At 74.8% G+C, this 12,966-nt stretch carries 10 protein-coding genes and 2 tRNA genes; 9 read left to right on the top strand and 3 right to left on the bottom strand.

What is annotated here, in order from left to right; genetic code table 11:
• Window positions 1-20 precede the first annotated feature (20 nt).
• Together BM165_RS15685 and BM165_RS24825 are read right to left on the bottom strand one after the other, a co-directional pair.
• The gene (locus BM165_RS15685) at window positions 21-1,061 is read right to left on the bottom strand and encodes a ThiF family adenylyltransferase (protein WP_075014471.1); all 1,041 of its coding nucleotides are present in this window, start codon (window positions 1,059-1,061) and stop codon (window positions 21-23) included.
• Between the two features lie 123 nt (window positions 1,062-1,184).
• Window positions 1,185-1,337 (bottom strand): DUF5679 domain-containing protein, encoded by a 153-nt coding sequence (locus BM165_RS24825; RefSeq protein ID WP_176449798.1) that lies wholly within the window; start codon window positions 1,335-1,337, stop codon window positions 1,185-1,187.
• A 368-nt stretch (window positions 1,338-1,705) separates the two neighbouring features.
• Here BM165_RS24825 and BM165_RS15680 point away from each other — a divergent pair, with 368 nt between their 5' ends.
• Window positions 1,706-2,290, top strand: a complete 585-nt coding sequence (locus tag BM165_RS15680) for a M48 metallopeptidase family protein (RefSeq protein WP_075014470.1) — start codon at window positions 1,706-1,708, stop codon at window positions 2,288-2,290.
• A 92-nt stretch (window positions 2,291-2,382) separates the two neighbouring features.
• Here BM165_RS15680 and BM165_RS15675 read toward each other — a convergent pair whose 3' ends face one another.
• Window positions 2,383-3,858, bottom strand: coding sequence for a zinc-dependent metalloprotease (locus BM165_RS15675; RefSeq protein WP_075014469.1), 1,476 nt, complete (start codon window positions 3,856-3,858; stop codon window positions 2,383-2,385).
• A 129-nt stretch (window positions 3,859-3,987) separates the two neighbouring features.
• On the opposite strand from BM165_RS15675, the gene BM165_RS15670 reads away from it, so the two are divergent.
• The 8 genes from BM165_RS15670 to BM165_RS15630 all read left to right on the top strand — a co-directional run bounded on the left by BM165_RS15670 (window position 3,988) and on the right by BM165_RS15630 (window position 12,966).
• Window positions 3,988-5,013, top strand: coding sequence for a YlbL family protein (locus BM165_RS15670; RefSeq protein ID WP_075014468.1), 1,026 nt, complete (start codon window positions 3,988-3,990; stop codon window positions 5,011-5,013).
• Between the two features lie 233 nt (window positions 5,014-5,246).
• Window positions 5,247-8,234, top strand: coding sequence for a UPF0182 family membrane protein (locus tag BM165_RS15665; RefSeq protein ID WP_244274268.1), 2,988 nt, complete (start codon window positions 5,247-5,249; stop codon window positions 8,232-8,234).
• 83 nt (window positions 8,235-8,317) lie between these two features.
• A tRNA-Met gene (locus BM165_RS15660) sits at window positions 8,318-8,394 on the top strand.
• A 433-nt stretch (window positions 8,395-8,827) separates the two neighbouring features.
• Window positions 8,828-10,867 (top strand): DEAD/DEAH box helicase, encoded by a 2,040-nt coding sequence (locus tag BM165_RS15650; RefSeq protein WP_075014465.1) that lies wholly within the window; start codon window positions 8,828-8,830, stop codon window positions 10,865-10,867.
• A 47-nt stretch (window positions 10,868-10,914) separates the two neighbouring features.
• A tRNA-Met gene (locus BM165_RS15645) sits at window positions 10,915-10,988 on the top strand.
• An 86-nt stretch (window positions 10,989-11,074) separates the two neighbouring features.
• On the top strand, window positions 11,075-11,362 hold the full coding sequence (locus BM165_RS15640; protein ID WP_143108183.1) for a GNAT family N-acetyltransferase: 288 nt from the start codon (window positions 11,075-11,077) through the stop codon (window positions 11,360-11,362).
• A 129-nt stretch (window positions 11,363-11,491) separates the two neighbouring features.
• Window positions 11,492-12,784: a cytochrome P450 gene (locus BM165_RS15635; protein WP_208976755.1), complete on the top strand. Its 1,293-nt coding sequence runs from the start codon at window positions 11,492-11,494 to the stop codon at window positions 12,782-12,784.
• Complete coding sequence (locus BM165_RS15630; RefSeq protein WP_075014463.1) at window positions 12,784-12,966, top strand: ferredoxin; 183 nt, start codon at window positions 12,784-12,786, stop codon at window positions 12,964-12,966. The genes BM165_RS15635 and BM165_RS15630 overlap by 1 nt, the downstream gene beginning before the upstream one ends.

Here is a 12,966-nt window from a genome sequence, read left to right as displayed (position 1 = left end):
ACCGATCCGGAGCAGCGACGTCAGGCTCCGGTGCACCCGCAGGAGGGGTGCGGCGGCCAGCGGCGCAGCCGCGGCGTCAGGTCGGGCGGGCGCAGTTCCACCACCGCCGACAGGGCCGCCGGGGTGCCGCTGCCGTCGAGGTAGGCCAGGGCCTGCTGCGCCGCGGCCAGCGCGGTGGCCCAGCAGGTGAGTGTCGACCCGCTGGGCCCGTCCGTGCCGGAGGTGAGCTGGGCGGCCAGCACCGGCCACCGCGGGTCGGCGTCGCGGCGGTGCAGGTCGGCGCAGCGCAGGCAGCTGGTGGCCCCCGGGACGACGAGCGGGCCGACGACGCCGGTGTCCCCTCGCACGGTGGCCACGAGGTGGGCCACGCCGGCGTCCTGCAGCCCGCTGACCAGCGGGTCGGACGCCGACCACGGGCGGGACAGGACCACCAGGTCGGGGGAGACCCCGGGCGGGAGGGGCCGCAGGTCGGTCAGCGGGCTGGCCCGGCGGACGGCGTCGGCGGCGGCCGGCCCGCGCGGACGGCCCTCGTCGTCGGCGGTCAGCCCGCCCACGACCGCGTCGGCGGCCGTGACGACGCCGTCGTCGCCGACGGTGACCCGGCCGACCCCGCTGGCCGCCAGCAGCGCGGCCAGCGGCACGCCGACCCGGGTCGCACCCTGAACGAGCACCGACGCCGCGCGCCGGGCACCCCAGCGCGAGGAGTCGGTGCGGTCACGGGCGGCCGGCAGCTCGGCGGCGGTGCGCGCCGCGGCGGCGGGGCCGGCGTCGGAGGCCAGCAGGTCGGCGGCGTCGAGGTCGAGCAGGGCGCCGGTGCTCCGCAGGCCGTCGAGCAGGGCGCCGAGCGACCCGGGCTGGAGGCCCGCGGCGGCCGCGTCGGCGAGGACGGCGCGCTGCGTGCGGCGGCCGTCCAGCCCCGCCAGCAGGGTGGCGACGGCGGCCGGGTCGGCGCCGGCGAGCACCGCGCCGTCGGCGTCGACACCGCCGACCTGGAGGGTGTCGGGTGCCCGGTGCAGGAGCGGCGTCCCGGGCGGGAGGAGCGGGTGGGCGGTGTCGTGCACCCGCGCAGGGTGCCAGCGGAGCGCCCCGGCCCGCTGGGGCCGTCCACAGCCCCGGGAACGACGACGGCGGCTCCCGCCGGGCGGGCGCCGCCGTCGTCCCCCGCCTGCAGGGGAGGGGTTACCTCACGCCTTGCCGAGGATCCGGTTCATCTTGGTGCCGCAGACCGGGCAGGTGCCCTGGGCCATGCGGCGGCCGGACTCGCTGACCTTGACCTCGCCGTCGAAGTCCCGCTTCTCCTTGCACTTCACGCAGTAGCCGTTGTAGCTGTCCGCCACGCTGTGTCTCCCTCCGGCAGCTCGACCCCCGCTGCGGGCGCCGTCGCCGGAACGCTACCCGGACGCGATCGTGCGGCCCGTCGAGCGGCCGGACCCAGCGTCGCCGCCTACCCACAGCCTGTGGACAACTCTGTGGACACCTTGGGGACCCTGCGGCGTGTCCCTGTGCGCGGACCGGGGACGACGCTCCGTGCCGGAGACCCGGCAGGAGCCCGCGCGGGGCCGTCACCTGCGGGGACGCCCGGGCGGAGGCTGTGGACGACGTCACGCCGCCCCGGCCCACGGGCCGTCCACCGTCCGTGCGACACGCACCCGAGCGGGTGGTGCCCCCAGGGGCGTCGGCGCGGGTGGCTGGCTACGGTCCTTGCGTGCCCGGATCGACCGCCGACCCCGTGCGCGGTCCCGCGTCCGCGCCGGGACCGATCGAGGTCCGTCGCAGCTCCCGCCGCCGCCGGACGGTGACCGCCTACCGCGAGTCCGGGCGCACCGTCGTGCTCATCCCCGCAGCGTTCACGCCGGCCGAGGAGCGGCGCTGGGTCGCGCAGATGGTGGCCAAGCTGCAGACGCGCGACGAGCGCCGGCGCCGGTCGATGGGCGGCGACGAGGAGCTCATGGCCCGCGCCCGGGCGCTGTCCGCAGCCCACCTCGACGGCGCCGCGCAGCCGGCCAGCGTGCGTTGGGTGGACAACCAGCAGCGCCGCTGGGGGTCGTGCACGCCGGCCGACGGCAGCATCCGGCTGTCGAGCCGGCTGCGGTCGATGCCCGCCTACGTCGTCGACTACGTGCTCGTGCACGAGCTGGCGCACCTGCTGGAGGCCCAGCACGACGCCCGCTTCTGGGCGCTGGTGGCCCGCTACCCCCGCGCGGAGCGCGCCCGGGGTTTCCTCGAGGGCGTCGAGTCGGCCCGGGCCGAGGGCGCCGGTCCGTCCGCGGACGACGACCTGGTCGACTGACGGAGGACCCCGCAGGTCCCGCCTCACCGCGGCGGGACCTGCAGGGCCGACCAGGGACTCCTCGCGGAGGCCTCCGGCGCCTCGTCGGCGACTCAGCGGGCGTCGTCCCCGGTGGCGTCGTCCCCGGTGGCGTCGTCCCCGGTGGCGTCGTCCCCGGTGGCGTCGTCCCCGGTGGCGTCGTCCCCGGTGGCGTCGTCCCCGGTGGCCTCGTCCCCGGCGGCCTCGTCCCCGGACGGCGTGCCCGGGTCCTCCGCCTCGGAGGTGAGCCGGCGCAGCTCGTCGTCGACGCCCTGGCGGGCGACGAAGTCCAGCGGCTCGTCGAGGTCGTCGGAGGTGGGCAGCAGGTCGGGGTGCGACCACAGCCGGTCGCGCTCGGCCGCGCCGTGGCGCTGCGCCATCGCGCCCCACACGGTCGCGGCGTCGCGCAGCCGGCGCGGGCGCAGCTGCAGCCCGACGAGGGTGGCGAAGGTCTGCTCGGCCGGCCCGCCGGAGGCGCGACGGCGGCGCATCGTCTCGGCCAGCGCGCCGTGCCCGGGCAGCCGCTCACCGGCCGCCGCGGCGACGACGGCGTCGACCCAGCCCTCGACCAGCGCCAGCAGCGTCTCCAGCCGGCGCAGCGCCATCTGCTGCTCGGGCGTCTCCTCCGGCTCCAGCAGCCCGCTGCCCAGCAGCTCCTGCAGGGCCTCCGGGTTCGACGGGTCGAACCCGCCTTCCATGGAGCCCATCGCGTCCTCGAGCCCGCGCTCGATGGCCTCGCGGTCGATGGTGATGCCGCGCGCGTAGGCGTGGACGGCGTCGTGCAGCTGCTGGCGCAGCCACGGCACGTGGGCGAACAGCCGCAGCGACGCGGCCTCGCGGAGCGCGACGAACAGCCGCACCTCGTCGGCGGGGCGGTCGAGCCCCTCGGCGAAGGCGGCGACGTTCTGGGGCACGAGGACCCCGGAGCCGGCGGGAGCCAGCGGCAGGCCGACCTCGGTGCCGGTGATGACCTCGCCGGCCAGCCGGCCCATCGCCTGGCCGACCTGCGCGCCGAACATCAGCCCGCCCATCCGGCCCATGATCCCGGCGAGCGGCCCGGCCATCGCCATGGCCTCCTGCGGCAGCGCGCTGGTCATGGCGGCGACGACCTTCTCGGCCAGCGGGTCGATGAGCGCGCTCCAGGCCGGCAGCGTCTGCTCCACCCACTCCACGCGCGACCACGCGAGTGCGCGGTCGACGCCGGAGGGCAGGTCGGTCACCTGGTCCAGCCACAGGTCGGCCAGGCGCAGCGCCTCGGCGACGGCGGCACGCTCGGCCTCCGACGTCGGCTGGGTGCCGGTGGCCAGGCTGCTGATCGCGCCCTGCCGGGCGAGGTCCCAGTTCACCGGGCCGCCCGACCACGTCATGAGCTTCTGCAGCTCGGCGAACAGCGGCATCTTGGCCAGCAGCTCCTCGGGCGTGCCGCCGCCGGCACCGCCGGCGCCCGCGCCGAACAGGGCACCGAAGCCGAACGGGTCGTTCGCACCGGGCTGGTCGCGGCGCTCGGGGTCGCGGTCGGGGAGGCCGAAGCCGAACGGCACGTCGCTCATGCCCCCACGGTAGACGCGTGATCACCTCTCGGGAGGCCCGTGAGGGGGGCCCGGACGTCCGCCGTGAGCGGACAGCCGGCCGGTCGTCCGGCGGCCCTCCGGCGGTCCCGTCTCCTAGGCTGGCCGGTCGTGACCCGTCGGATCGCCGTCCTCGCCGTCGGTGTGGTGCTGCTGCTCGTCGCCGGCGTCCTCGGCGCTGCCCTGCCCGTGCCCTACGTCGCCCAGGTGCCCGGGCCGACGTTCAACACCCTCGGCGACATCGACGGCGCCCCTGTCATCAGCGTGCGCGGCCGCGACCGCAACGAGGTCAGCGGCAACCTCAACCTGACCACCGTCGGCGTCGGGCGGGCGGGCCTGAGCCTGGTCGAGGCCGTCCGCGGCTGGTTCGACGACGAGATCAGCGTCGTCCCCGAGGAGACCGTCTACCCGCCCGACCAGAGCGAGGACGAGATCGAGCAGGCCAACCGGGAGGCGTTCCTCACCTCCGAGGAGTCCGCCGAGGCCGCGGCGCTGGGGGAGCTCGGCTACCCGGTGAAGGTCGTCGTCCGCGGGGTGACCGGCGACGACTCGCCCTCCGACGGCCTGCTCGAGGAGGGTGACGCCATCGAGTCGGTGGCCGGGCAGCCGACGCCGGACTCCGCGACGCTGACCACCGTCCTCGGCGCCGTCCCCGTCGGCACCGCCGTCGAGGTCGCCTACACCCGCCTCGGGCAGCCGGGCACCGCGACGGTGACGACGACGTCGGCGCCGGACCGGGAGGGCTCGGTGCTCGGGATCCTCGTCCGCGAGCAGCCCTCGGCGCCCTTCGACGTCGACATCGACGTCGCCGACGTCGGCGGCCCCTCCGCCGGCCTGATGTTGACCCTCGGGATCCTCGACCTCGTGGGCGACACCGACCTGACCGAGGGTGCGGTGGTCGCCGGCAGCGGCACCATCGCCGCCGACGGCACCGTCGGCCCCATCGGCGGGATCCAGCTGAAGATGGTCGCCGCCGAGGACATCGGCGCCGAGCTCTTCCTGGTACCCGCCGACAACTGCGCCGACGCGCTCGGCTCGCCGGCCACCGGGCTCACGCTCGCCCGGGTCGACGACCTCGACGACGCCCTCACCGCCCTCCAGGACCTCCGGGAGGGCCGCACGCCCGCGGGATGCTGACGGCTACCCGCCACGGATCCGCGCGGGTGGGGGAAGCTGGGGGGCAGCACGGGTCCGGCGCGGGAACCCGGTGCCGCGCCGGACGTTGGTCGGGGCGACACCGGTCGCATCCGGGCCGGTGCCGGCGTCGTCGGGTGACGACGTCCGTCCGACCGCCCGCGGTCGTCCCACCGCGGCGGCACACCTCCCGGGTGTGCCGCCGCACCTGCAACTGAAGGAGACCGCTCGTGGCCATGCGGCCCCCCGTGTCCGTGCCGACGTTGTCGCGGCGGGCGAAGGTGGTCATCGGGTCCATCGCCGTGCTGCTGGTGCTGTTCACGGCCATCGGCACGTTGACCAACGTCTACGTCGACTACCTGTGGTTCGACGAGACCGGGTACACCGAGGTGTTCTGGACCGAGCTCCAGACCCGGGCGCTGCTGTTCGCGGTGGCCGGCGTCGCCACCGGCGGGCTGACCGCGCTGGCGGTGTACCTCGCCTACCGGTTCCGCCCGGCGTTCCGGCCGATGTCGCTCGAGCAGCAGAACCTCGAGCGCTACCGCCAGTCCCTCGAGCCGCGCCGCAGCCTGGTGCTCACCGCCGTCGCCGTCGTCGTGGGCCTCTTCGCCGGCTTCACCGCGCAGGGCAGCTGGGAGACCTGGCTGACCTTCCGCAACGCCGTGCCCTTCGGCGAGGTCGACCCGCAGTTCGGGCTGGACCTGTCCTTCTTCGTCTTCGAGTACCCCTTCTACCGGCTGCTGCTCAGCTTCGGCTTCGCCATCGTGCTGCTGTCGCTGATCGGCTCGGTGCTCACCCACTACGTGTTCGGCGGCCTGCGGCTGCAGACCCCGGGGCAGAAGCTGACCGGCGCGGCGATGGTGCAGCTGTCGGTGCTGCTCGGCCTGTTCGTCGCCCTCAAGGCCCTGGCCTACTGGTTCGACCGGTACAGCCTCGTGTACTCCGACCGCGGCGAGCTGTTCGCCGGCGCGAGCTACACCGACGTCAACGCACTGCTGCCGGCCAAGACGATCCTGGTCTTCGCCGCGGTGGTCTGCGCCGTCGCGTTCTTCGCCAACGTCGTCGTCCGGAACTTCCGGCTGCCGGCCGCCGCGCTGGTGCTGCTGCTGCTCTCCAGCCTGGTGATCGGCGTGGCCTACCCGGCGATCGTGCAGCAGTTCGTGGTCCGTCCCAGCGCCAACGAGCGCGAGGCCGACTACATCGAGCGGGCGATCGCCTCCACCCGCGCGGCGTACGGGCTCACCGACGAGGACGTCGACTACCGCGACTTCGCGCAGGAGAACACCGGCGACGACGTCGACACCGACGCCGCCCTCGCCGAGCTGCGCGGTGACGACGCGACGATCCCCAACGCCCGGCTGCTCGACCCGAACGTGCTCGCGGGCACGTTCACCGCGCGCCAGCAGATCCGCAACGTGTACGGCTTCCCCGAGAAGCTCGACATCGACCGGTACACGATCGACGGGGAGACCCGGGACTACGTCGTGGCCGTCCGCGAGCTCGACAGCAACAGCCTGTCGGAGAACCAGGACACCTGGATCAACCGGCACACCGTCTACACCCACGGCAACGGCTTCGTCGCCGCCCCGGCCAACCAGGTGGTCACCGGGCAGGAGGGCGGCGAGCCCAACTTCACCAGCCGCGACCTGCCCACCGTGGGCGACATCGACGTCGAGCAGGCCCGCATCTACTACGGCGAGCTGATCGAGGACTACTCCGTGGTCGGCGCGCCGGAGGGCGCGACCGCCCGGGAGTTCGACCGCCCCGAGGACGGGTCCGAGGGCGAGGTCAACAACACCTACGACGGCGAGGGCGGCGTCGCGATCGGCAGCTTCTTCCGGCAACTGACGTTCGCCATCTACTACCGGGAGCGCAACTTCCTGCTCTCGGGCGCGGTCAACGACGCCTCGAAGGTGCTCTACGTCCGCGACCCCCGCGAGCGGGTCGAGAAGGCGGCACCCTTCCTCGAGGTCGACGGCGACCCGTACCCGGCGGTCATCGACGGGCGGGTCACCTGGATCCTCGACGGCTACACCACCTCCGACGCCTACCCCTACGCCGAGCCGATGGAGCTCGGCGAGGCGACGACGGACGCGCTCACCGGCACGGGCACGACCGCGTTGCCCAACGAGCAGTTCAACTACATCCGCAACTCGGTGAAGGCCACCGTCGACGCCTACAGCGGCGAGGTGCGGCTGTTCGAGTGGGACACCGAGGACCCGGTGCTGCAGGCCTACAAGGCCGCCTTCCCCGGCGTGATCGAGGACCGGGACCAGATGAGCGAGGAGCTCATCGGCCACGTCCGCTACCCGGAGGACCTGTTCAAGCTGCAGCGGGACATCCTCACGCGGTACCACGTCACCAACCCCGGCGACTTCTACAGCCAGAACGACCGGTGGGCGGTGCCTGCCGACCCGACCCAGTCGCAGGAGGCCGCGGCCGCCGACGAGGCGCAGCCGCCGTACTACATCCTCGCCGCGCGCCCCGGTGAGGGGGACGCCACCTTCCAGCTGACGAGCGCGCTCAACGCGTTCCGCCGGCAGAACCTCTCGGCGTTCATCTCGGCGTCCAGCGACCCGGACACCTACGGCCAGATCCAGGTGCTCCGCCTGCCGGGCAACACCCCGTTCCGCGGGCCGCAACAGGTGCAGCAGGCGTTCAACACCAACGACCAGGTCGCGCGGGACCTGACGCTGTTCAACAGCGAGGACTCGCAGGCGGTGTTCGGCAACCTGCTGACCCTGCCGATCGGGGCCAACGGCCTGCTGTACGTGCAGCCGCTCTACGTCGAGGGCACGGGCGAGAACTCGTTCCCGCTGCTGCGCAAGGTGCTGGTCAACTACGGCGGCCAGGTCGGCTACGCCAACACCCTGTCGGAGGCCCTCGACCAGGTGTTCGGCGCCGGGGCCGGCGACACGGCCACGGACTCCGACGACGCAGGGACGACTCCCGACGAGGAGGAGCCGCCGACGCCGGAGACGCCACCGGCCGACCCGTCGGCCCCGGCGGACCCGACGACCCCGCCGGCCGACGGCGGGGGCACGGCGACGCCGGAGGTCGACCAGGCGCTGCAGGACGTCGACGCGGCGCTGCAGCGGCTGGAGGACGCCCAGCGCAGCGGCGACTTCGCCGCGCAGGGGCAGGCGCTGGCGGACCTGCAGCGGGCCGTCGAGGCCTACGAGGCCGCCACGGGCGGCGCGGCGCCGGCGTCTCCGACGGGCTGACCCGTGAGGGCGGGGGTGTCGCCGGGCCGGCGCACCCCCGCCCTGCGGCGTCCTCCGCCGGAGGGGTATGGTGGTCTCACCGACGCGGGGTGGAGCAGCTCGGTAGCTCGCTGGGCTCATAACCCAGAGGTCGCAGGTTCGAATCCTGCCCCCGCTACCACCACTGAGGCGGCCCTCACAGTCCTGTGAGGGCCGCCTTCGTGCCTGGGACCGGCCGTCCGGCACGGTTCGCGCCCCCGGGGCAGCCACCCGCCGGGTGCCGGGCTCCCGGTCGGCGTCCCGGGCGGTGTGGGTCCCGGCTCGGCCGGTGGCGTCCCGGGGGAGCTCCGCGGTCCTCAGGCGTCCGCCGCCGGTGGTCCCGGGACCGTCCGCGGCGCCGGCGTCGCAGCGTCCGTGCCGGACGTCCAGAGGAGGAGTCCGTGGCCCGACGAGGCCAGAGTCCCCGTGGTCAGGGTGCCCGTGGTCAGGGTGCGCGTGGTCAGGGTGCGCGCGGCCAGAGCGCTCAGGGACACGGCGCCCAGGGGCACGGCACCGCGGGTGCGCGCCGCGCCGTCCCGCGGGACCAGCGCCGCCGCCGTGACCGCGACGACGTCGTGTCGATCGTCGACCGCACGGTCCGTGCGGTCGAGGCCGCCGCCCGGCGGGGCTCCGTGCCGCCCAGCGTGCGCACGCGGTTCCAGGTCGCGGCGTTGCTGCTGCGCGAGGAGCGCGCCCGGGTCCTCGCGGAGGGCTCCGGCAGCGAGCGGCTCCGCGCCGAGCAGCTCAAGCGGCTCGACGGCCTGGCGACGGCCCTCGCCCGCACCGCGGTCCGTGACCCCGCCCTGCTCGCCCTGCTGGCCGAGGACGCCGTCGTCTCCGACGAGGTCCGCGCCCTGCGCAGGGAGATGCTGGGCGGGACCGGTCCCGAGCCGGCGCCGGAGGAGGCGGCGCCCGCCGACCCCGAGCCGGCGCCCCCGGTGCGCCGGGTCGTGCCGCAGTCGGTCGTCTCCCGGCAGCTGGCCAACCCCTTCCTCGCGCCCGACTACTCGGCGCCCCGGCCCGGCGTGTCCCGGCCGCGCCGCCTGGCCGGCTGGGAGCTGATCGGCCCGCTCCTGCGGTCCTTCGAGCGGGCCGGGGGCGGCGCTCCGGCGAACATGGCCCTGCCCGCACCGACCGGGCGGCACCTGCCCGGCGGGGCGGAGCTGATGCCCCACCAGGCGCAGGTGGTCGCCGCGGCCGCCGCCGGCCACCGGACCTTCCTGCTCGCCGACGAGCCGGGCCTGGGCAAGACGGCGCAGGCGCTGCTCGCGGCGGAGGCGGCCGGCGCCTACCCGCTGCTGGCGGTCGTGCCGAACGTGGTCAAGACCAACTGGGCCCGCGAGGCCGGCCTCTGGACACCGCACCGGTCGGCCACCGTGGTGCACGGCGACGGCGACACGGTGGACGGCTTCGCCGACGTCGTCGTCGTCAACTACGAGGTGCTCGACCGCCACGTGGGCTGGATCGGCGACTTCGGGTTCCGGGGGATGGTCGTCGACGAGGCGCACTTCATCAAGAACAAGACCTCGCAGCGCTCGCAGCACGTCCTGGAGCTGTCCGCGCGCCTCCGGGAGCGGGTCGCGCGGCCCCTGCTGATGGCCCTCACCGGCACCCCGCTGATCAACGACATCGAGGACTTCCGGGCGATCTGGCAGTTCCTCGGCTGGATCGACGAGAACGGGCCGCTCGGCGAGCTGACCGACGCCCTGGAGGAGACCGGCCTGACGCCGGCCGACCCGGCGTTCTACCCCGCCGCCCGCCGGTGCGTCATCGACCTCGGCATCGTCCGCCGGCGCAAGGTCGACGTCGCCGCCGACATCCCGGCCCGCCGGGTGGCCGACCTGCCCGTCGAGCTCGACAGCGAGGCCGGCCGCTCGATCCGGGCCGCCGAGCGGGAGCTGGCCCGCCGGATGGTGTCCCGCTACGAGACCGCACTGGCCAACCGCCGGTCCGACGCCCCCGTCGAGGGGATCGACCTCGACCTGGTGCGCCGGGTGGCCCGCTGGGAGCTCAAGGACGCCACGACGGCCGACAGCGGCGAGAACGTGTTCAGCATGATGCGGCGCATCGGGCGCGCGAAGGCCGGCCTGGCCGCCGACTACGCCGCCCAGCTCGCCCGCAGCGTGGGCAAGGTCGTGTTCTTCGCCAAGCACGTCGACGTGATGGACGCCGCCGAGGAGGCCTTCGCCCGGCGGGGCCTGCGGTACTCGTCCATCCGCGGCGACCAGACGTCGGCCGTCCGGCAGGCCAACGTCGACGCCTTCGTCGGCGACCCCGACGTCGCGGTCGCGGTCTGCTCGCTGACGGCGGCCGGGGTCGGTCTCAACCTGCAGGTCGCCTCCGACGTCGTGCTGGCCGAGCTGTCCTGGACCGACGCGGAGCAGACCCAGGCGATCGACCGCAGCCACCGGATCGGCCAGGACCGGCCGGTCACCGCGTGGCGGATCATCGCCGCCCAGACCCTCGACGCCCGCGTCGCCGAGCTCATCGACGGCAAGGCGGGGCTGGCGGCGCGGGCCCTGGACGGCTCCGACGAGGAGCTGACGCCGTCGGCGGACGTGCAGCTGGAGGCGCTGGTGGCGCTGCTGACGGAGGCACTGGGGGACCGCGGCTGACCCCCCGCCGGCCCCGGCGCGCAGGCGTGTACAGTCATCGGTACCGACGCGGGGTGGAGCAGCTCGGTAGCTCGCTGGGCTCATAACCCAGAGGTCACAGGTTCGAATCCTGTCCCCGCTACTGGCACGAGGGCCCCGGAGCGCAGCTCCGGGGCCCTCGTCGTGTCCGGGTGGAACACCGGCGGCGCGGGCCCGGTTGGCCCCGGCATGGAGCCGACCGTCCACGACGCACCCGAGGCCGAGCGCTACGAGATCCGCGAGGGTGATCGCCTGCTGGGGCTGGCCGCCTACCAGCGCCGCGGCGAGCGGGTGGTCTTCACCCACACCGAGATCGACCCCGACGCGGAGGGCTCCGGCCACGGGAGCCGCCTGGTCCGGGCGGCACTCGACGACGTCCGCCGGCAGGGTGGCCGCGTGGTGCCGGCCTGCTCGTTCGTGCGCGGCTGGATCGAGCGCCACCCCGAGTACGGCGACCTGGTCGACCGCGACTCCTGACGCGCGGACCCCGTGCCTGCCTGACGGGCCGCTCGCCGGCTGACGGGGCGCGCCGGTGTGTTGCCCCTCACACCCTCCGCTCTCTAGCGTGACGGTCAACGGTGACCGTTCCGACGAGGGAGTCGCCCCGTGACCATCGAAGCCCACGGCCCCGACCTCGACGCCGTCGACCTCAACGGCGTCGACCTGTCCGACCGGGACTGGTGGACGACGCCGCCGGCGTACCGGCACGCCGCGTTCGACCGGCTGCGCCGCGAACGTCCCTTCGCCTTCTTCGCCGAGCCCGAGATCCCCGGCATCCCGGCCGGTCCCGGCTACCACGCGGTCACCCGCTACGCCGACCTCGAGGCGATCAGCTCGCAGCCGGCGGTGTTCTGCTCCGGCAGGGGTGCGGTGTCGATGCAGGACGTCCCGGCCGAGCTGCACGAGTTCTACGGCTCGCTGATCAGCATGGACGACCCGCGGCACGCCAAGATCCGCCGGATCGTCTCGAAGACCTTCACCCCGCGGATGCTCGAGCGGACGCTGGACTCGGTCCGCACGATCGTCGACGACGTCCTGACGCGGGCGCGTGCCACGGCGGAGGCGGACGACGGCGCGATCGACGTCGTCGCCGACATCGCCGCACCCATCCCGCTGCGGGTCATCTGCGACATGATGGGCGTGCCGGAGGCCGACCGGCCGGGTGTGCTGGCCAACTCCAACATCGTCCTGAGCGGCGGCGACCCGGAGCTCATCGGGGGTGACGACCCGCTCACCGCGTTCCTCACCGCCGGCATGGAGATGGCCGCGCTGATGGAGCGGCTCGCGGCCGAGCGGCTGGCCGACCCGCGCGACGACCTCACCACCGCGCTGGTCCGGTCCGAGGTCGACGGCGAGCGGCTCACCCACCAGGAGATCGCGTCCTTCTTCATCCTGCTGCTGGTGGCCGGCAACGAGACCACTCGCAACGCCATCTCCCAGGGCCTGCTGACGCTCTCGGAGTGGCCTCAGGAGCGGGCGCGGTGGGCCGCCGACCCCTCCCTGGACCGCACCGGCGTCGAGGAGGTCGTGCGCTGGGTCAGCCCGGTCACCTGGATGCGCCGCACCGCGACGCAGGACGGCGAAGTGGCCGGCCACCGTTTCACCGCGGGGGAGAAGTTCCTGCTCTTCTACAACGCCGCCAACCGCGACCCCGAGGTCTTCGCCGACCCCCAGCGCTTCGACGTCGGCCGCGACCCCAACCCCCACGTCGGCTTCGGCTCCAAGGGCCCGCACTTCTGCCTGGGCGCGCACCTGGCCCGCCGCGAGCTGCAGGTCACCTTCCGTGCGATCTTCGAGCAGCTGCCCGACCTCGAGGTGACCGGCCCGCCGCACCGGCTGGCGTCGGCGTTCGTCAACGGCCTCAAGCGGCTCCCGGCGCGACTGGGCGGGGACCGCTGATGCGGGTCCACGTGGACCGGGAGCTGTGCGTGGGCTCGGGCGCGTGCGAGATGCTCGCGCCCGACGTCTTCGAGGTCGACGACGACGGCGCCGTGCAGGTGCTGCAGGACGAGCCCGACGACGACGCCGCCGTCCGCGACGCGGTCTCGCAGTGCCCGACCGGGGCGATCGCGCTGGGCTGA

Origin of the sequence: Geodermatophilus obscurus (assembly GCF_900115395.1) — a bacterium.
In the GTDB taxonomy this organism is placed as follows: Bacteria; Actinomycetota; Actinomycetes; order Mycobacteriales; family Geodermatophilaceae; genus Geodermatophilus; species Geodermatophilus obscurus_B.
Note: the sequence above shows the minus strand (reverse complement) of the source record. Positions and strands in the feature narration are given on the sequence as shown.